Source organism: Rhodococcus sp. IEGM 27 (genome assembly GCF_033142305.1).
GTDB classification, from domain to species: Bacteria; Actinomycetota; Actinomycetes; order Mycobacteriales; family Mycobacteriaceae; genus Rhodococcus_F; species Rhodococcus_F oxybenzonivorans.
Genome location: NZ_JAWLSG010000002.1, coordinates 249511 through 268834, shown reverse-complemented (window position 1 = coordinate 268834; position 19324 = coordinate 249511). Strand labels below are relative to the sequence as shown.

Sequence of the window (19324 nt, the reverse complement as noted above, 5' to 3'; positions counted from 1 at the left end):
AGTTCTAGCCTTCCTGCTTGACGAGCTGACGTGCTCGGTCACGCGCCCAGCCGTCGGCGGCCAGTACGTCCTCCACGGTAGCCGGTGGCGCCGCCCACTCGTCCGCCTCGGACAGCACGGCGGCGACGGTGCGGACGATGGCCGGGAATCGGATGATCCCGTCCAAGAATGCCTGAGCCGCGACTTCGTTGGCAGCGTTGTAGACGGCGGTGAGGCAACCGCCACGCCTGCCGGCTTCCCGCGCGAGGTCGACAGCAGGGAAGACTGCCGAGTCGAGTGGTTCGAAGTCCCAGCGGGAGGCGCTGGCGAAATCGCACGGGGCGGCAGCTCCTGCGACCCGGTCCGGCCAGCCGAGCGCGAGCGCGATCGGCAGCTTCATATCGGGCGGGCTGGCCTGTGCGAGCGTGGAGCCGTCGGTGAAGGTGACCATCGAGTGCACGATCGACTGCGGGTGAACCGTGACGTCGATGCGGTCGTACGCGATCCCGAACAGCAGGTGGGTCTCGATCAGTTCTAGTCCCTTGTTCACCAGCGTTGCGGAGTTCAACGTGTTCATCGGGCCCATCGACCAGGTGGGATGGGCGCCGGCCTGCTCGGGAGTGACCGAGTCGAGTTGCTGAGCGGACCATCCCCGGAAGGGACCGCCCGAGGCCGTGAGAACGAGGCGGGCCACCTCGTCTGCACTGCCTCCGCGCAGGCACTGGGCGAGCGCGGAATGTTCGGAGTCCACGGGCACGATCTGGCCGGGGGCCGCGGCGGCGGTGACAAGGGGCCCGCCCGCCACGAGGGATTCCTTGTTCGCGAGCGCGAGCCGCGCGCCGGACTCCAGGGCGGCCAGGGTCGGTTCCAGACCCAGGGAGCCGACGAGGGCGTTGAGGACGACGTCCGCTTCGGTGTTCTTCACCAGTTCGGTGACCGCGCCTGGACCGCTCAACACTCCCGGCCATTCGAGTGTGGCAGCGGCCCGCGGATCGGCGACTGCGACGGATGTCACACCTGTTTCGGCGATCTGCCGTGCGAGAAGGTCGACACTTCCACCACCGGCGGCGAGGCCGACAACGGAGAACTTGCCGGGGTTGGCCGCGATCACCTCCAACGCCTGGGTGCCGATCGAACCTGTGCTGCCGAGCAGCAGGACGCGGGTGGGCCTGGTTTCATCCACCCACCCATTGTTCCTGATCGAACAGCGGTCGCCCGCCATGGATGGCCCCGGTACATACGACGGACGGTCGTATGTCACGATATGGCGAGTAGCGCAACCGAATCTGCAGGAGGATCGATCGTGGCCGGTACCCAGTTGGAGCCCTCGTCCAGCGACCCCGTCGTGGCCGCACACGTCGATACGGCCGAGGTCCCGTCGGCGGCATGGGGCTGGAGTGGTGAAGCGCCCAAGACGTTCCGCTTCCTCGGCTGGTTCTTCGCGCTGTTCCTGCTGCTGATGATCATCGGTAACCACACCGGCCGGGTCGAGGACCTGTGGTTGGTCGGCTGCGCAGGCCTCATGGTCGTCGTCCTGGTCCGCGACATCCTCCGGCGGCGCAAGCCCCGGTAAACTCCTGCTTTCCACGAAAACCCCTCGCCCGAAGTCCTCGGCGAGGGGTTTTCGCGTGCCTGTTGTCGCTACTCGTGGCGGCGAATCAGTTTTCGGCGGCGAGTTGGCCGCACGCCGCGGCGATCTCCTGCCCCCGGGTGTCCCGCACCGTGCAGGACACACCTTGCGCGATGACGCGGCGGACGAATTCCTTCTCCACCGGCTTGGGGCTGGCATCCCATTCGCTGCCCGGTGTGGGGTTGAGCGGGATGAGGTTCACGTGCACGAGGGGACCGAGGGCCTTGCGCAGCTTCTTACCCAGCAGGTCCGCTCGCCACGGCTGGTCGTTGACGTCCCGGATCAAGGCGTACTCGATCGAGACGCGTCTGCCCGACTTGTCCGCGTAGTAGCGGGCGGCATCGAGGACCTCGGCTACCGACCACCGGTTGTTGACAGGCACCAGGGTGTCGCGCAGTTCGTCGTCGGGTGTGTGCAAGGACACCGCGAGGGTGACGCTCAAATCCTCGTCGGCGAGCTTGCGGATGGCAGGCGCCAGTCCCACCGTCGAGACCGTCACCGAACGCTGCGACAAACCGAGGCCCTCGGGGGGCGGGGCAGTGATACGACGCACTGCCGCGACGACCCGCTTGTAATTGGCGAGCGGCTCCCCCATACCCATGAACACCACATTCGACAGGCGCCCCGGACCTCCGGCAACCTCACCGTCGCGCAGGGATGCGGCCGCGGCCCGCACCTGGTCGACGATCTCGGCAGTCGACAGGTTGCGTTGCAGACCGCCCTGGCCGGTCGCGCAGAACGGACACGCCATTCCGCACCCGGCCTGACTCGAGATACACAAGGTCGCACGGTCGGGGTATCGCATCAGAACACTCTCGAGAAGTGTTCCGTCGTTCGCCTTCCACAGAGTCTTCCGGGTATCTCCACCGTCGCACGCCAGATGTTTGACGGGTGTCAGCAGCGTCGGGAAGAGGGCGGCCCCCACCTGCTCCCGGACCGCAGCCGGAAGATCGGTCATCCTCTCCGGATCCGCCTCCAAGCGCGCGTAGTACTGCCGGGCCAGCTGGTCGGCACGGAAACCGGGCAGACCCAGTTCCTGGACGACCTTCCGGCGTTCGGCGGAGTCGAGGTCCGCGAGATGCCGCGGCGGCATCCCGCGCCGGGGCGCGGTGAACACGAGGGGGAGCGAGACAGCCATAGTTTTCCCATTGTCCCATTGATTCGGGGGCCGATGTCGCGCGGATACGTGATCGACGCCATTCCGCCGTCCGATGCGGGTGCAGAACCACGCCGAGTGGGTGAAGATCGAGTTATGTCGACAACACCGGACGACCCCTCGCATTCCCCTACGGATGTCCCGGCCGGCGGTGGCCCAGTCGGCGGGCCCACGCCTGGCGATCCGCCCTACCCGGACACCACCCATCCAGGACCCCAGCATCCGGACGTCGCACGGAAGAAGGGCATCAGACACACTCGGGCGGGCGCGACCTGGACCGGCCTCGTCATCGGAATCATCGTTCTCGTACTGCTTCTCGTGTTCATCCTGCAGAACCTCGACAGCGCAACACTCGAACTGTTCGCCTGGGAGTTCACGCTTCCGCTCGGCGTGTCGTTGTTGCTGGCATCGATCGCCGGCGCCGTGATCATGGCCCTCGCCGGGGGAGTCCGGATCATCCAGATCCGGCGAGCGGCAAACCGGCAGCAACGCCTGAACACTAATTACTGACTGAACAATAGTTACGCAAGTGGATCGGGTCGGCGCCGACCGCGCATGATGGTTGTCGTGGATATCACCGGAACGGTACGACTGTGAAGGCCGACATGGAGACGACTGCGGCACCGCGCATCGCTGCCGAGCAGGCGCGATCCTGGCTGCTGGTTCCCGCCGGCAAGCGCGAAGGTTTCGAGGCGGCGCATGCGAGCGCCGCGGACGCCGTCATCCTCGACCTCGAGGACGCCGTCACCCCCGACCGTAAGCCTCGCGCGCGCGCCGACGTGGTCGCCTGGCTCGGCGAGAATCGGCGGGCGTGGGTTCGCATCAACGATGCAACCACCCCTTTCTGGGCAGACGACCTCGCTGCACTGAACGACGTCCCCGGACTCGAGGGCGTCATGCTCGCCAAGACCGAGAGTGGAATGCAGGTCGACGCCACAGCCGATCGCCTTCCCGCGGGGACCAAGGTGCTCGCTCTCGTCGAATCCGCCATGGGTCTCGAAGCTGCGCCGGAGATCGCTCGCGCCGAGGCGACTTTCCGGCTCGCCTTCGGTAGCGGCGACTTCCGGCGCGACACGGGGATGGACGATTCGCCGCTGGCCATGGCCTATCCGCGCTCACGGCTGACGATCGCGAGCCGCGCCGCCCGGATCGCCGCACCGATCGACGGGCCTACCCTCGGTTCGGACGTCGAGGCGCTGGTGCGCGCGTCGGCGCTCACGCTGTCGATGGGAATGACCGGGAAGCTGTGCATGACCATCGCTCAGACGGCGTCCGTGAATGATGCGCTCAGCCCCTCCCCCGCCGAAGCCGAGTGGGCGATGGATGTGATCGCCGCCCTCGGCGAAGACGGATCGCGGGTACGCGATGGTAGTGACCTGCCCAAACTCGCGAAGGCGAAGAAGATTCACGCGCTCGCGAAGCTGTTCCACATCGCGCCGCGTCCGTAATCACTCGGTACGCGGTACTTCCAGCCCGGCCGGCTTTCGGCGAATGTGCACGCGGTAGCGCACGTCGACGGCCAGGCCGGGCGTCTGCGCATAGGCTTTCGCCGCGGTGCTTCGGGTGAACTCGATGCCCAGGACTCGGCGCAGCGACTCCCGATCCGGGAAGAGCCACCGCGTCTGAACCCGGGTCAGGTCGAACCCCTGCGCCGCGAAGAAGGCTTCGACCGCGGCCGGTCTGTAGTGCGGCATGTCGGCACGCATCCATGCACCGTAGGGCTCCGCCGTCGCGTCGAGATCGATGACCGCGAGCGCTCCTCCCGGTCGGAGCACCCGCATCGCCTCGAGTATTCCCGGTCCGCATCCTGGGCCGAAGAAGTAGGCGGTTCGGGCGTGCACCAGGTCGACGCTCGAGTCTTCGAGGGGAATCTGCTCGGCCGATCCGGCAAGTATTCGCACGTGGGACAGGCCGGAGACCCGCTGCCGGGCGAGGTCGAGTAGAGGTGGATGCGGTTCGACACCGATCACGGTGCTCGCTGCTTCGGCGAAGACCGGAAGATGAAAACCGGAACCGCAGCCGATGTCGACGACGGTCTTGCCTTCCCAGTCCAGGGAGGACCGTAGATGCCGGAACAGCGCACCGTCGACGTCCTGCGCCCGGTTCTCGAGCTCGTAGGTGTCGGGCCAGTGCCAGATGTTGGGGCTGGGAATGGTCACGGCCGGTCGGTCACACGAGGACCGTGAGCACCAGCCACGTCACGAACGCCGACGGCAGCAGGGAATCGAGACGGTCCATGATTCCGCCGTGTCCGGGAAGAAGGGTGCCCATGTCCTTGATCCGCAGTTCACGTTTCACCTGGGATTCGATGAGGTCACCGAGCGTGGCCGTGACCACCAGGACCACACCGAGCAGTACACCGATCATCGGGTTCTCGCCGAGGATGAGGGTGACCGTGAGCAGGCTGCCGATCACGCAGAACAGCAGGGAACCGAAGAAACCCTCCCACGACTTCTTCGGGCTGATCGCCGGCACCATCGGATGCTTACCGAAGAGAACTCCGGCGGCGTAACCACCGACGTCGGAGCAGACCACCCCGATCATGAGGCAGAGCACCCGGCCCGCCCCGTCGTCCTGCAACACCATCAGCACCGCGAACGAGGCCAGAAGGGGAATCCACGCGGCCACGAATACGGTGATCGCCGTGTCCCGCAGATAATTCCGTGGGGTCGCCTTGAGTCCGTGGTCGAACAGGCGCCACACCATGCACACCAGAGCGGTACCCGCGAACGCGCTGAGCACACCCTCCGGGCCGAATGGCCAGGCCAGCCACAGTACGGCCTGCCCGCCCACGAGCAACGGTATCCGAGGAGCGCTGATGTCCGCTTCCCGCAACCGCTTGGTGACCTCCCAGGTGGCAACGGCCATCGCGACGGACACGACACCGATCCACACCAGCGGTACGTACACGAGTATCAGGATCAGTGAGACTCCGAGGCCGACGCCGACAGCGATCGCGGCGGGAAGGTTCCTTCCCGCCTTCGATCCTGTGGCCGGGGGCACCTCCGACTGTGCGGGGCGCGTTCCCTCCGACTGCGCGGAAGGCTCGCCCTCGGACGTTGGCCCCCCTGGCGTCCCGTGTTCTGTTGGCACGGTCACTGTCCCCGATCCACTCCTCGTCCCGCGCTCAAACCTCGAGCAACTCGGCTTCCTTGTGCTTCACCAGCTCGTCGATGTGCGCGACGTAACGAGCAGTCGTCTTGTCGAGTTCCTTCTCGGCGCGCCCGACCTCGTCCTCGCCGGCTTCACCGTCCTTCTGGATGCGGGACAGTTCGTCCATCGCCTTGCGGCGCACGTTGCGCACCGACACCTTCGCGTCCTCGCCCTTCGCCTTCGCCTGCTTCACGAGTTCGCGGCGGCGTTCCTCCGTGAGCTGCGGCACGGAAATGCGGATCAGGTTGCCGTCGTTGGACGGGTTGACGCCCAGATCGGAGTTACGGATCGCGTTCTCGATCGGTCCGAGCTGAGAGGCCTCGTAGGGCTTGACCACCACCAGCCGCGCCTCCGGGACGTTGATGCTGGCCAGCTGTGTGATCGGGGTGAACGCACCGTAGTAGTCGATACCGATGCGCGAGAACATTCCAGGGTTCGCCCGGCCCGTCCGGATGGAACCCAGGTCATCCTTGGCCACCGTGACAGCCTTCTCCATCTTCTCCTCGGCTTCGAAGAGAGCTTCATCAATCACGGCCGTTCCTCCATGTCGTTCTGCATCGATTCGTCATGACTTGACGAGCGTTCCGATCTTCTCACCAGATACTGCCCTGGCAATATTGCCCTCGGTGAGCAGATTGAACACCATGATCGGCATTTCGTTGTCCATGCAGAGGCTGAATGCGGTCGCATCGGCCACCTTGAGTCCCTGTTCGATGACCTCGCGGTGGGTGATCTGCGTGTACATCGTCGCGGTGGGGTCGAGATTGGGGTCCGCCGTGAATACGCCGTCGACCGCCTTCGCCATCAGCACCACCTCGGCGCCGATCTCGAGAGCCCGCTGGGCAGCCGTGGTGTCGGTCGAGAAATACGGCATTCCCATCCCCGCCCCGAAGATCACGACGCGCCCCTTCTCGAGATGACGCTGCGCGCGCAGCGGGATGTACGGCTCGGCCACCTGCCCCATGGTGATCGCTGTCTGCACGCGGCTGTCGACGCCTTCCTTCTCCAGGAAATCCTGGAGTGCAAGGCAATTCATCACGGTGCCGAGCATGCCCATGTAGTCGGAACGAGCACGGTCGAGGCCTCGCTGCTGCAGTTCGGCACCGCGGAAGAAGTTTCCGCCGCCTATCACTACCGCCACCTGCACGCCGGACCGCACGACTCCGGCGATCTGTTCGGCGACCTTGGTCACCACGTCAGGGTCCAGGCCGACCTTCCCGCCACCGAACATTTCGCCACCGAGTTTGAGAAGGACTCGATGAAATCCTGGACGTTCGCTGGCTGGTTCGGACATTGCTCTCCTCGGTTCATCCGCACTCGTCGGTTCCACTACAGCCGAGCGGACCGACGGGCCGGCTCGACACCTACAGACGGCCATCCTCATCCTGCCTCATCGAGGCAGGGGCGGCACACGTAGACCCCGCCGGGCGAGCGCACTCGTCCGACGGGGTCATACGACTGACACGACTAGCTCGAAGAACCGACCTCGAAACGCACGAAGCGCTTGATCGTCACGCCGGCCTCGTCGAGGATCGCCTTCACGGACTTCTTGGAATCCTGAACCGAGGACTGCTCGGTCAGCACGACGTCCTTGAAGTACCCGTTGACACGGCCTTCGATGATCTTCGGCAGCGCCTGCTCGGGCTTGCCCTCCGCGCGGGCGGTCTCTTCGGCGATGTGGCGCTCGTTGGCGACGATGTCCTCGGGGACCTCGTCGCGCGTCACGTACTTGGCCTTGAGCGCGGCAACCTGCATGGCTGCGGCGCGAGCGGCCTCGGCCGCAGCGTCGCCTTCGCCGGTGTACTCGACGAGAACGCCGACGGCGGGCGGCAAGTCCGCACTGCGCTTGTGCAGATAGACGGCAACGGGCCCGTCGAAGGACGCGATCTTGCTCAGTTCGAGCTTCTCACCGATCTTCGCGGACTGTTCCTGCACGACGGTGTCGACAGTCTTGCCGTCGAGCTCGAGGGCCTTGAGGGCGTCGATGTCGGCGGGCTTCTCCGCGGCGGCGACCGAAACGATCGACTCGGCCAACTTCAGGAAGTCTTCGTTCTTGGCGACGAAGTCCGTCTCGCAGTTGATCTCGAGCAGGACGCCGTCCTTGGCAACGACCAGGCCCTCGGCCGTGGTGCGCTCCGCACGCTTACCCACATCCTTGGCACCCTTGATGCGCAGCTGCTCGACAGCCTTGTCGAAGTCGCCGTCGGCCTCGGCGAGGGCGTTCTTACAGGCCATCATTCCGGAGCCGGTCAGCTCGCGGAGCCGCTTGACGTCAGCGGCGGTGTAGTTCGCCATGGTGAGCGAGCCTCCTCATATGTCTGTCGGGACGTAAGTCAGGGTAGTACTCGGTGCAGACCGTGAAACGGCCCTGACCACTCGAGCTTCTGGTCAGGGCCGTTGTCATCGGATCAGGCCTCGGTGGCCGGTGCCTCTGCTGCGGGAGCTTCGGCTGCGGGCGCTTCGGCTGCGGGCGCCTCGGCTGCCGGAGCAGCAGCGGCCTCGTCCGCGGGGGTCGCCTGGGACAGCAGTTCCTGCTCCCACTCGGCGAGGGGCTCACCGGCGCCGGCCTCGGGCTTCGCGTCCTTGTCGGCGCTCAGTCCGGCACGGGCCTGCACGCCCTCGGCCACTGCGGAAGCGACGACCTTGGTGAGGAGCGCGGCACTGCGGATGGCGTCGTCGTTACCCGGGATCGGGTAGTCGACGAGGTCGGGGTCGCAGTTCGTGTCCAGGATCGCGATGACCGGGATGTTGAGCTTGCGAGCCTCGGCAACCGCCAGGTGCTCCTTGTTGGTGTCGACGACCCACACCGCGGAAGGAACCTTGGCCATGTCGCGGATACCGCCGAGGGTGCGGTCCAGCTTGGTCATCTCACGCGTGAGCATGAGGATTTCCTTCTTGGTGCGTCCCTCGAAGCCACCGCTCTGCTCCATCGACTCGAGTTCCTTGAGGCGGAGCAGACGCTTGTGGACGGTGGTGAAGTTGGTGAGCATGCCGCCGAGCCAACGCTGGTTGACGTAGGGCATCCCGACGCGAGTGGCCTCGGCCGCGATGGACTCCTGGGCCTGCTTCTTGGTGCCGACGAAGAGAACGGTGCCGCCGTGGGCAACGGTCTCCTTGACGAATTCGTACGCCTTGTCGATGTACGTCAGCGTCTGCTGCAAGTCGATGATGTAGATGCCGTTGCGGTCGGTGAAGATGAATCGCTTCATCTTCGGGTTCCAGCGACGGGTCTGGTGACCGAAGTGTGTGCCGCTGTCGAGCAGCTGCTTCATTGTTACAACAGCCATGGCTGTGTATCTCTCTTTCATTGCCGGTTGATGCACAGCATCGGTGATGCTGTGCCCTGACGCCCGTGACCACCGGAACTCACACCGAGATGCGAGACCAGCCGATGGCCGATAACCTGCGCGGGCGCGCGAAGTCGGACTGTGCGAGCACAGACCGCTCGATCAGTGTACGGCCTCGGTGGCGTTCGCCCTAACCGTGCCGTCTCCCGGGCACACACGCGCCCGTCGCGCAAGTGGTGCCCGCGCATCTGTGGATCGAGCCGGACCTGTCCACAGATTCCCCGGGCGCCGGGTTCGGGTCTCCGGACTGCGGCATGGTTCGAGCCGTGACGATGATCGGTACAACCCTTCGGACGCTGGTGTCGACAGTCGCCGTCGCCACCGTGCTGTGTGCCTCGGTCGTCGCCGCCACGCCCGCCGACGCGGCTCCCACCGCGGAGTTCGATTGGCCACTCCACCCACGACCACGCGTCGTCCGGGTGTTCGACAATCCGGAGCACGACTGGCTTCCCGGTCACCGCGGCGTCGATCTGGGCGGCGTGCCGGATCAAGCGGTGCTCTCTGCGGGGGAAGGGGTAGTGGTATTCGCCGGCACGGTGGCCGGCAAACCCGTCGTGTCCGTCGACCACCTCGGTGGGCTCCGCACCACGTACGAACCGGTCACCGCCCGCGTCACCGCCGGTCTCCGGGTAGGCAGGGGAACCGTGCTCGGCACGCTCGAACCCGGGCATCCGGGCTGTATCGCGCCCGTCGCCGCGTGCCTGCACTGGGGCCTTCGCCGCGACCGCGTCTATCTCGACCCGTTGGGTCTGGTCCGGGTGGCACCGATACGGCTGAAACCCGTCGTTCCGCGGTGATCCGGGGAGTTACCGCCATTCCGCGACGGCGTGCCGGCCAGCCGACTCGGGGAAGTCGTCGGCCACCATCGCCGCGAGTTCGACGAATGCCTGACGTGTCTGCGGTCGCACGAGGTCGAGATCGACGACCGACCCCTCCGCGAGATGCTCGTCGAAAGGCACCACCTTCACAGCCCGGCAGCGCTGCAGGAAGTGATTGGCCAGTCCCGTCATATCGATTCCGGACGACCCCGGCCTGGCGGCACTGATCACCACGACGGTGCGGGAGACGAGGTGACCGTAACCGTGATGCCCCAGCCAGTCGAGAGTGGCCGCCGCGCTCCGCGCTCCGTCGATCGCGGGCGAGCTGACCAGAACCAACGAATTTGCCAGTTGCAGAACGCCGTTCATCGCAGAGTGCATGATGCCCGTGCCGCAGTCCGTCAAGATGATGTTGTAGTACACCTGCAGGATGTCGATCACGCGGCGGTAGTCGTCCTCGCTGAAGGCCTCGGAGATGGCCGGGTCCTGTTCGCTCGCCAGCACCTCGAGCCGACTCGGCGCCTGCGACGTGTGCGCGCGAACATCCGAATAGCGGCGGATCGTCGACTCAGCCGCAATGAGATCGCGGACCGTCGAATGGTTCTGAAGAGGTACCCGCTGCGCCAGCGTCCCGAAGTCGGGGTTTGCGTCGACAGCGATGACGCAGTCTCCACGCAAGGACGCGAATGTCGAGCCCAGTCCGATGGTGGTCGTCGTCTTACCGACACCGCCCTTGAGGGACAGGAACGCTATCCGGTAATCCCCCTGAATCGGTTGCCGAATACGGGCGAGGAGTGCGGCGTCGCGCGCTTCCCCCGAGGACTCCCCCGGATTCAGCGTTCCACCCGTCAGCCGGTGCAGACCCCGCCGCCACCCGCGGGCGGGGGCACGTCGCGGCCGCCTGAGCAGGGCATCCGCCACCAGGTCCTGGTTGCTGATCTGATGCTGGCTCGTCGCCGGAGGGTGTTCGTCCCACGACTGTTGCCCCCACGGATCCGTAGCCGCGGTCCCCCTCGGTGCTTCGCCGCCGTCGTTCAGCCACGCCGGCTGCGGCCCTGTCACGTTTTCGCGGTCCACGATTCCCCCGGGATAGTGCAGAAAAACTGCCGATTCGTGGAGCGACGCTACCAAACGGGCTCAGGCGCGGGGATGCGCCTGATCGTGCACGGCGCGCAACCTCGCCACGGACACATGCGTATACAGCTGAGTGGTGGCCAGGCTCGCGTGACCGAGCAGTTCCTGGACCACGCGCAAATCGGCTCCGCCTTCGAGCAGATGCGTTGCCGCAGTGTGCCGGAGTCCGTGCGGACCGAGGTCGGGGGCACCGGGTACGGCGGACAGAACCTCGTGAACGGCTGTCCGCGCCTGACGTTGATTCAGCCGCCTCCCCCGCTTCCCGAGCAGCAATGCCTGCCCGGACGCCTCGGTCGCCAGAGCCGGACGGCCGATATGCATCCAGGCGTCCACCGCCTCGGCCGCCGGCTTGCCGTACGGCACAGACCTTTCCTTGTCGCCCTTGCCGATCACACGCAGCAGCCGCCGCTCGCGATCCACCGAGCCGAGGTCCAGCCCGCACAGTTCACCGACCCGAATACCCGTGGCGTAGAGCATTTCGACGATGAGGCGATCACGCAGGGCAAGGGGGTCCTGCTCCCGCGCACCCGTTTCCGCGGCGTCCATGGCGTCGGCGGCCTGCGACTGTCGCAGAACCGCCGGCAACGTCCGGTGCGCTTTCGCCGCGCCCAGCCTGGCGCCCGGGTCGAGCGGGATTCGCCTCGTACGTAACAACCAGGCTGTGAAGTTTCGCACGGACGACGTCCGCCGAGCGAGTGTCGTGCGCGCGACTCCCGCAGCAGACTGGCCGGCCAGCCACGAACGCAGCACCCGGATGTCCAATTCCGCGAGTTGTGCGCCGGGCGCTGTCGACAGCCAGTGGTGCATCAGCGATCTCGCGTCCGCGAGGTACGCCTTCACCGTGTGCGGGGAGCGTCCGCGTTCGAGCCCGAGATGCCGCGCGTACTCGTCGAGTACCGTCTCGAGATGCGGCGGCAAGGCGGTACTCATGGTGGCAAGAGTCGCCGCGCGGGGACGACGAGTCAAGCGGCCGCGCCGGTAGAGTTCATTCGTGCAGCGAACGATCTCCATTCCCATGTTGTGTGTGCTGGCATTGCTGTCGGCGATCGCCCCGCTGGCCACCGACATGTATCTGCCCGGACTACCCGTCATGGCGGAGAGCCTGCGCACGTCGGCGCCCAGTGTTCAACTCACACTCACCACCTTCATGGCCGGGCTCGGCATCGGCCAATTGGTGGTGGGTCCACTGTCGGATGGTCTGGGTCGACGACGCCTTCTCCTCGCGGCCACGGTAGTCACGACGATCGCAGCGATGGTGTGTGCTCTGGCACCGAGCGTCCAGACTCTGATCGCGGCACGACTTTTCCAGGGCCTCAGTGGTGGCGCCGCGATCGTGCTCGCACGTGCCTGCATAGCGGACCGCGCCCGCGGCGACAACGCCGCGCGGCTCTTCAGCATCATGATGATCATCGGCGGGGTCGCGCCTGTTATCGCTCCGCTGATCGGAGGAGCGCTACTGGGCCCGGTCGGCTGGCGGGGAATCTTCTGGGTGCTCGCCGGCGCAGGATTCGTGATGGTGCTCGGCGTGCTCACGCTCGTGCCGGAAACACTTCCCGTCGAGAAAAGGCATGGAGGCGGTCTCGCGGCTCTCGCCCGGAATCTCCGGTATGTGGTCGGCAACCGCGTGTATCTCGGCTATGCGTTGACGTTCATCTTCGGATTCGGTGCACTCTTCGCCTATATTTCCGCTTCACCCTTCGTCGTTCAGAACGTGCTGGGGCTCAGCCCCGGCCAGTTCTCCATCGTGTTTGCGATCAATGCTTCGGGCATGGTGATTGCCGCGATCGCGAACACGCGCCTGCTCGGCACTTTCCGCGCCCGTCAGCTGCTCGGGTTCGGGGTTACGGTGCTGCTTGTCGGCGGCGCGGTACTGCTCATCGCCGCAACAACGATCGATGCCCCGTCGTGGTGGATGCTCCTGGTTCCGTTGTTCGTCTCGGTGGCGAGCCTCGGGTTCGTCATGGGAAATGCGACCGCGCTTGCTCAAGGCGAGGTGACCGAGGCATCGGGAACTGGTTCCGCCCTGTTGGGTGCTGGTCAGTTCGGGTTGGCGGCACTCGTCTCCCCTCTGGTCGGAGTCGCCGGCCCCGCCACCGCGGTCCCGATGGCTGTAGCGATTCCGCTCTCGGGCGCCGTCGCGATGCTCGCGCTCGTGCTGCTGACGCGGCGGACGCACACGGCGTAACGCCCGCCGCGAAGATCAGCGCGCGGCGCCCTCGCTGGCAGCGAGTTCGGACTTCCACACGCGGAAGCCTTCCTCGGTGCGCCCGCGACGCCAGTAGCCGGAAATCGATGCGGAGGAGGCCGGCACTCCGCGCTCGTGTCGCACATAGGACCGCAGATTGTGCATGACGGCCTGCGCTTCGCCGTGGATGAAGACCTGCGGATTGCCGGACAACCAGTCGGCGTTCTTCACCGCCCCGATAAGGGGCGCGCTGTCTCCGGACGCGTCGTCACCGATTCGGTCTGCTGTGTCACCACGGTGTATCCACGCTATGTCGACCCCTGCCGGTGCGTCGAAGCCGACCTCGTCTTCCGGTCCTGCCACCTCGAGGAAGACGTAACCCTTCGCTGCCGCGTCGAGCTTCTCGACCGACGCCGAGATGGCGGGGATCGCGGTCTCGTCGCCGGCGAACAAGTACCAGTCGGCCGCGGTGTCCGGAGCGAAGGCGCCGCCGGGACCCCGAAGCCGCACAGTGTCACCCGCCGTGGCGGCTGCCGCCCACGGCCCTGCGACGCCGGCATCGCCGTGGACCACGAAGTCGATGGCGATCTCGCGCTCGACAGAGTTCACCGAGCGGATCGTGTACGTGCGGAGCGTGGGCTGTTCGCTGGGGCCGAACTCGAGCTTCGCGTAGGCGTCGGTGAACGCGTTGGGCACAAAGCTGTCGAATCCTGGGTCACCCAGGAAAACGCGAACCATGTGGGGGGTCAGCCACTCGGTCCGGCGAACGGTCAATGTGGCACTCGGCTTGGCCATGCGTCACCTCTCCACTACACATCAAGTTGGTTAGTCTTACCTAACTACGGTACAGGAGGGGTAACCAACGTCCTCGCACAGCGGGACTCCGACCCGTTCCGAAGAGGATCGGACCCACCGCTTTCGGCTCTACGAGCCGGACGCAATCAACAAGCTCAACACGTGTGCGACGAAGTTCCGCCACAGATCACCCGCTGATCCCATGTCTCACTCCTTACGTGATCCCGAACCTTGCCCGGTTCGTCTGCGATTGGGAGGTAGCACTACGAAGGTTGTACCTCAGCTCGTAGCCGATCGGGTGCTTCGACTCGCGCTTCCCGTCACCGAACGAAGCGCCGACCATCTTCATCACTGCCGCGACCACCCCGTGTCGCCGGAGTCCACGAAACCTTCCATTTCGAGCATCGGCAGCACCGCCCGCACCTTCTCGACCGCGATACCGGAGGCCTCCGACAGCTCTCGCACTCCGCTGGCACCGAGCGCCGGCAACGCCTCATACACCACCAATGCATCCCCCGACAGTCCGTCGAGAGCACGCACGGCATCGAGATCGCGTTCGACATCACCATCAACTCCCGCACGCAACCCGATCGGACCCGCCTCGTCGACCACGTCGACCGCATTCGCCACCAGACGAGCCTCCCCCTCCCGGATCATGCGATTGCACCCTGTCGAGGACACCGACGTCACCGGCCCCGGCACCGCCATCACCGGGCGCCCGAGCTTGCGCGCCCAACTCGCCGTGTTCCGGGCACCACTGCGCCACCCTGCCTCCACCACGACGACACCGTCGGACAAACTCGCCACAAGCCGGTTCCTGGCAAGGAATCGGTACTTCGCCGGTGTCGTCCCCGGCGGATACTCACTGATCACCGCGCCGTTCTGCGCGATCTGGCGCAACAAGCGGGCATGACCGGCCGGATACGCCCGGTCCACTCCGCATGCCAGCACTGCCACGGTCAGACCACCGACACCCAACGCCGCCCGATGCGCGGCGCCATCGATCCCGAACGCCGCCCCCGACACAATGGTCCAGCCGTCGACGGCGAGGTCACCCGCCAGCTCTGCAGTGACGTGTTCGCCGTAGCCACTCGCCGCGCGGGTGCCCACAACAGAGATCGCGCGTTCAGTCAGCTCGGTCAGCGAACGTGAACCCAGCACCCACAGCGCAAACGGCGCGCCGTCCTCCCGCGACGCCGACAGAGTGTCGAACCCGAGTAGCCGCCACTGTGGCCACTCGTCGTCGTCGGGAGTGATGAGCCGACCACCCATCCCGGTCACCAGTTCGAGGTCGTGGGCAGCAGTATCTACGTGCGCCCGCGCAACAGTCTTCTCCCCCAGCAACTCCGACAGATCCCGTTCACGTACCGCGCGCGCAGCCTCCTCCGGTCCCACCTCGTCGACGAGTCGCGACAGCGCCGGGCACGGACCTTGCACCACCTTCGACAGATAGGCCCAGGCCAACCGACGCGGATCGTGCGCACCCGGCCGATTGTCGGTACCGCCGCGAATCTCCACAGTCATTGAAAACTCCGATCACGAAATCCCAAGGCGGTCACCACTTGCTCCGGTCCGGGCATCGCGAGACCGGCCAGATCGCCTACCGTCCATGCCACCCGCAGTGCCCGATCGGCGCCACGCGCGGTGATCATTCCCTTCTGCAGCGCACGCTCCACCGGTGCGAGTGCGGGCCGGGACAAGCGGAACTTCTGGCGCAGAGCCGGCCCCGGCACCTCCGCGTTGGTACGCCAACCGTGGTCGTACCAGCGCTCCCCGGCCGCGGCGCGGGCATCGGCCACCCGCCGGCGGACGTTTTCGGTGCTCTCACCGATCTCGTCGATGAACGCGCCGGTCGCCACCGCCTGCATCCGCACACGCAGGTCCACACGATCGAGGAGCGGCCCCGACAATTTCCCCAGATACCGCCGCCTCGCCGTCGGAGCGCAGATGCAGTCGGCCTCACGGGCCGGGGCACACGGACACGGGTTCGCGGCGAGGATCAACTGGAAACGAGCGGGGTAGCGCGCCACACCGTCCCGGCGGGCGATCCGCACCTCGCCGTCCTCCAGGGGCGTACGAAGGGCCTCGAGTACCTTGGTGCCGATTTCGGCGAATTCGTCGAGAAACAGCACGCCCCGGTGTGCACGACTCACGGCGCCCGGCCTCGCGACGCCACTGCCCCCGCCGACGAGGGCGCTGACCGTAGCCGTGTGGTGTGGCGCGATGAAGGGTGGGGCGTCGATCAGTGGCCTATCCGGTGGCAGCAGGCCCGCCACCGAGTGAATCGCGGTCACCTCGAGCGATTCGTCTTCGGTCAGCGGTGGCAGTATGCCCGGAAGCCGCTGTGCGAGCATCGTTTTGCCGACTCCGGGTGGGCCGGTGAGCATGAGGTGGTGCGCACCGGCCGCGGCGACTTCGATGGCCCAGCGCGCCTCCGCTTGACCGACCACCTCGCTGAGGTCGCCGCGCACAGGCTGAATCAGACGCTCCGTCGGTTCGGGATACTCGAGTTCGTACTCGCCGCGCATCCATGCGACAGCGGACCGCAGATCACGCGCGCCCAGGACCTCGATCCCGCTGACGAGCCCGGCCTCGGGCAAGGTCTGTACGGGTACCACGACCGTCGACCATCCCGCGTTCTTGGCCGCGAGCACCGCTGGGAGCACACCGCGCACCGCACGGAGCCGGCCGTCGAGCGCGAGTTCGCCGAGCAGTACCGTCTCACGGAGCCGATCACGCTTGACCTGCTTGGCCGCATCGAGCACCGCCGCCACCAGTGCGAGGTCGTATACGGACCCGACTTTCGGCAAGGTCGCCGGCGACAAGGCCAGGATGACCTTCGAATCCGGCCACTGTTCGCCCGAATTCGTCACGGCGGCGCGAATTCGGTCGCGCGCCTCCTGTAGCGCCGTGTCCGGGAGTCCCACGAGGTGCACGGCCGGAAGACCGCGTCCGATGTCCGCCTCGATTTCCACCAATTGACCGTCCACCCCCGTCACCGCTACCGAATGCGCGCGCCCCAGCGCCATCAAAACGCGTCCCGGACATGCTCGATCTGTGGTTCCCCGGCACGGTTCACCATGATCGCAACGACATCGAACCGCACCCGGGACCAATGCCGGCCCGAGTCGCGCAGCCATTCCACCGCCAGCAATCGGATCCTTCGCTGCTTGGAAAACGTCACCGCCTCGGCCGGGCTACCGAAACCGAGACCGCGGCGTGTCTTCACCTCGACGAATACGAGCCAGTCACCCTCTGCTGCAACGAGATCGACCTCCCCGTACCGCGACCGCCAGTTGCGGTCGACGATCTCCATACCCGCATCGGTGAGATACCGGGCCGCCAGATCCTCCCCATGTGCGCCGAGCGCAAGATTGTGCGCCATCGCAGCCTCCGTCGACTCCCCGGCGGTCCACCGATGCGGACCGCGCCCCTCCATCACTGTGCCGCCGGGCGAATCGTGCGGGACCCTACGAACTGGTCGAAAAGATTGACCTGTGGAGCAACCACAGGTTGTGGACAACTAGGCGATCTACGCCTCGGATCAGCACTCGAACCGCTGGTCAATCGTGTCAAGCTCGGAAAACACGCTCACGATTCGAACTTCACTGGCGGCCGACCGCACCGGGCGGAATGCTGGACGAAAGAACGTGCACCGGAGAACGAGAAGGAGAGTCGGCGCCATGGTGGTCGGATTCGACTATTGGCAGGTCATCAGCCACTATCCCGAGTATTTTCGCGAGCTCGCCGACATGCATCGGTCGGCCGGCCACGACGTGGTCATCATTTCCGCCGTCGGGGATCGCACCGCAGGCACCGTCGAACGTGACGTTCGAACACTGGGATTCAGTACCGCCATACCGGTGTACGAGGTCAGGTTCGACCATCCGCGCCAAGCGCCTGAATTGAAACTCGACAAGTGCCGGGAGCTACGGGTGAGCGTCTTCTACGACGATCGCGACGACGTGTGCCGGATGATGAACGCCCACGGCATCCTCGCTCTGCGCGTGACTCGCCGGGACGGCTCGACGTACGACCTCGGTTCGGAGCGGGGCTAGGTCCCCGACATGCCGGTGTCCGATCCGGTGAAGCCGGCAGAGTCCTCGACCGTGGCAGTCAGTCCGGCGTCAGCAAGAGCACTTTCGGTGCGGGCGCGACCCAGTTCGATCATCTCCGCCGCGCGATGGAAGTCGAGACTGCGACATGCGGTGCGCGGAATGCGGACGAGGACGTCCGGTGGGTACGCAGCGAGCTGGTATCGAGCCAGTGTTGCCTGCATCATGTCCAGCGAGCGGTTCATCACTGCGAATCGGCTGAACTTGGGAACAGCCATCGCCCCGCCCGCATTCACGCTGTCCCCGCCCGGCACCTCGACCGTGTCGTCCAGCGAATCGAGCTCCGCATGGGCAGTACCGAATCGGCCGACGACCGATCGCACGATATCCAGTTCACGGAGCTGGGCAGTACTGCGGCGGAACCTCGCGAGCCACTCGTCGACAGGTCGCGAGTCCGCGCTCGCGTTCTCGGGAGCCTGAGACCGGTTTTCCCTGTCGTCGGCACCCAGGCTGACCGCGATTCTGAGCGCCGGCCCCGCAGCCACGAGGGGGGCCAAGGGCAACGGATCGAGCACCCCGCCGTCGGCAAGTACGCGACCATTGAGCACGGAGGGCGTGATAACTCCGGGGATGGCGATCGATGCTCGGATCGCGGCGTCGACAGGCCCCCGCTGAAACCACACCGATCGTCCCGCTGCCAGATCGGTCGCGACCGCGGTATACGGAATAGGAAGGTCCTCGATCCGGACCTCGCCCAGTACCTCACGAACTCTCTGGAGAATTCTCTCCGCGTGAATGGCACCGGGAGCCGAGACCGACAGATCCAGCAGGCGCATCACATCGAGCTGAGTCAGGCTCAACGCCCAGCGCGTGAAGTCGTCGAGCTTTCCGGCCGCGTACACACCCCCGACAAGAGCGCCCATGGACGACCCCGCAATCCCGACGATCTCGAAACCGTGCTCCTCGAGCACCTGAATCGCTCCGATGTGCGCATAACCGCGCGCTCCCCCGCTGCCCAGAGCGAGCGCAACGCGCCTCTGTTCGGCCATCGGCTGATCGTACGTGGACGAAA

General features: G+C 66.1%; 21 protein-coding genes. 6 read left to right on the top strand and 15 right to left on the bottom strand.

Translation table 11 applies throughout. The features are described from left to right. Positions 1-4: 4 nt before the first annotated feature. Entirely contained in the window at positions 5-1162 is a 1158-nt protein-coding gene (gene dxr / locus R4P95_RS07635) for a 1-deoxy-D-xylulose-5-phosphate reductoisomerase (protein ID WP_213571670.1), read from the bottom strand. Between the two features lie 120 nt (positions 1163-1282). Between dxr and R4P95_RS07630 the strand changes: the two genes are divergently transcribed. Beyond that, complete coding sequence (locus R4P95_RS07630; protein WP_213571669.1) at positions 1283-1552, top strand: DUF2631 domain-containing protein; 270 nt, start codon at positions 1283-1285, stop codon at positions 1550-1552. An 85-nt stretch (positions 1553-1637) separates the two neighbouring features. Here the strand turns inward: R4P95_RS07630 and rlmN are convergent, their stop codons facing one another. After that, positions 1638-2747 (bottom strand): 23S rRNA (adenine(2503)-C(2))-methyltransferase RlmN, encoded by a 1110-nt coding sequence (gene rlmN, locus R4P95_RS07625; RefSeq protein WP_109330913.1) that lies wholly within the window; start codon positions 2745-2747, stop codon positions 1638-1640. Between the two features lie 114 nt (positions 2748-2861). Here rlmN and R4P95_RS07620 point away from each other — a divergent pair, with 114 nt between their 5' ends. After that, positions 2862-3275: a lipopolysaccharide assembly LapA domain-containing protein gene (locus R4P95_RS07620; RefSeq protein ID WP_317746517.1), complete on the top strand. Its 414-nt coding sequence runs from the start codon at positions 2862-2864 to the stop codon at positions 3273-3275. Positions 3276-3358: 83 nt separating this feature from the next. Then, positions 3359-4213 carry an HpcH/HpaI aldolase/citrate lyase family protein gene (locus R4P95_RS07615; RefSeq protein ID WP_317746516.1) on the top strand — a complete coding sequence of 285 codons (855 nt, stop codon included), beginning with the start codon at positions 3359-3361 and terminating at the stop codon, positions 4211-4213. On the opposite strand, the gene R4P95_RS07610 is transcribed toward R4P95_RS07615, so the two are convergent. The 6 genes from R4P95_RS07610 to rpsB form a co-directional block, all read right to left on the bottom strand. After that, complete coding sequence (locus R4P95_RS07610) at positions 4214-4924, bottom strand: class I SAM-dependent methyltransferase (protein ID WP_213571666.1); 711 nt, start codon at positions 4922-4924, stop codon at positions 4214-4216. Between the two features lie 10 nt (positions 4925-4934). After that, complete coding sequence (locus R4P95_RS07605) at positions 4935-5864, bottom strand: phosphatidate cytidylyltransferase (RefSeq protein WP_397517645.1); 930 nt, start codon at positions 5862-5864, stop codon at positions 4935-4937. A 28-nt stretch (positions 5865-5892) separates the two neighbouring features. Further along, a complete protein-coding gene (gene frr, locus R4P95_RS07600) occupies positions 5893-6450 on the bottom strand; it encodes a ribosome recycling factor (RefSeq protein WP_317746515.1) in 558 nt (185 codons plus the stop codon). Positions 6451-6483: 33 nt separating this feature from the next. Then, positions 6484-7212: a UMP kinase gene (gene pyrH / locus R4P95_RS07595; RefSeq protein WP_109330919.1), complete on the bottom strand. Its 729-nt coding sequence runs from the start codon at positions 7210-7212 to the stop codon at positions 6484-6486. A 173-nt stretch (positions 7213-7385) separates the two neighbouring features. Next, positions 7386-8213 (bottom strand): translation elongation factor Ts, encoded by an 828-nt coding sequence (gene tsf, locus R4P95_RS07590; protein ID WP_109330921.1) that lies wholly within the window; start codon positions 8211-8213, stop codon positions 7386-7388. Between the two features lie 113 nt (positions 8214-8326). Beyond that, entirely contained in the window at positions 8327-9205 is an 879-nt protein-coding gene (gene rpsB, locus R4P95_RS07585; RefSeq protein WP_208961341.1) for a 30S ribosomal protein S2, read from the bottom strand. Between the two features lie 332 nt (positions 9206-9537). Here rpsB and R4P95_RS07580 point away from each other — a divergent pair, with 332 nt between their 5' ends. Beyond that, positions 9538-10062 carry a M23 family metallopeptidase gene (locus R4P95_RS07580; RefSeq protein WP_317746623.1) on the top strand — a complete coding sequence of 175 codons (525 nt, stop codon included), beginning with the start codon at positions 9538-9540 and terminating at the stop codon, positions 10060-10062. Positions 10063-10071: 9 nt separating this feature from the next. Here the strand turns inward: R4P95_RS07580 and R4P95_RS07575 are convergent, their stop codons facing one another. Together R4P95_RS07575 and R4P95_RS07570 are read right to left on the bottom strand one after the other, a co-directional pair. Beyond that, positions 10072-11145: a MinD/ParA family protein gene (locus R4P95_RS07575; protein WP_317746514.1), complete on the bottom strand. Its 1074-nt coding sequence runs from the start codon at positions 11143-11145 to the stop codon at positions 10072-10074. Positions 11146-11220: 75 nt separating this feature from the next. Then, a complete protein-coding gene (locus tag R4P95_RS07570; protein ID WP_213571663.1) occupies positions 11221-12147 on the bottom strand; it encodes a tyrosine recombinase XerC in 927 nt (308 codons plus the stop codon). A gap of 85 nt (positions 12148-12232) precedes the next feature. On the opposite strand from R4P95_RS07570, the gene R4P95_RS07565 reads away from it, so the two are divergent. Continuing rightward, positions 12233-13402 (top strand): multidrug effflux MFS transporter, encoded by a 1170-nt coding sequence (locus tag R4P95_RS07565; protein ID WP_317746621.1) that lies wholly within the window; start codon positions 12233-12235, stop codon positions 13400-13402. A gap of 15 nt (positions 13403-13417) precedes the next feature. Here R4P95_RS07565 and R4P95_RS07560 read toward each other — a convergent pair whose 3' ends face one another. The 4 genes from R4P95_RS07560 to R4P95_RS07545 all read right to left on the bottom strand — a co-directional run bounded on the left by R4P95_RS07560 (position 13418) and on the right by R4P95_RS07545 (position 17582). After that, positions 13418-14197, bottom strand: a complete 780-nt coding sequence (locus R4P95_RS07560; protein ID WP_213571662.1) for a siderophore-interacting protein — start codon at positions 14195-14197, stop codon at positions 13418-13420. 348 nt (positions 14198-14545) lie between these two features. Then, the gene (dprA, locus tag R4P95_RS07555) at positions 14546-15721 is read right to left on the bottom strand and encodes a DNA-processing protein DprA (protein ID WP_317746513.1); all 1176 of its coding nucleotides are present in this window, start codon (positions 15719-15721) and stop codon (positions 14546-14548) included. After that, positions 15718-17226 carry a YifB family Mg chelatase-like AAA ATPase gene (locus tag R4P95_RS07550; RefSeq protein ID WP_317746512.1) on the bottom strand — a complete coding sequence of 503 codons (1509 nt, stop codon included), beginning with the start codon at positions 17224-17226 and terminating at the stop codon, positions 15718-15720. Before R4P95_RS07550 ends, dprA begins: the two co-directional genes overlap by 4 nt. Beyond that, positions 17226-17582, bottom strand: a complete 357-nt coding sequence (locus R4P95_RS07545; protein WP_213571659.1) for a YraN family protein — start codon at positions 17580-17582, stop codon at positions 17226-17228. The genes R4P95_RS07550 and R4P95_RS07545 overlap by 1 nt, the downstream gene beginning before the upstream one ends. A 298-nt stretch (positions 17583-17880) precedes the next feature. On the opposite strand from R4P95_RS07545, the gene R4P95_RS07540 reads away from it, so the two are divergent. Next, the gene (locus R4P95_RS07540; RefSeq protein WP_213571658.1) at positions 17881-18255 is read left to right on the top strand and encodes a hypothetical protein; all 375 of its coding nucleotides are present in this window, start codon (positions 17881-17883) and stop codon (positions 18253-18255) included. Here the strand turns inward: R4P95_RS07540 and R4P95_RS07535 are convergent. Beyond that, the gene (locus R4P95_RS07535; protein ID WP_317746511.1) at positions 18252-19301 is read right to left on the bottom strand and encodes a patatin-like phospholipase family protein; all 1050 of its coding nucleotides are present in this window, start codon (positions 19299-19301) and stop codon (positions 18252-18254) included. The genes R4P95_RS07540 and R4P95_RS07535 overlap by 4 nt on opposite strands. Positions 19302-19324 lie beyond the last annotated feature (23 nt).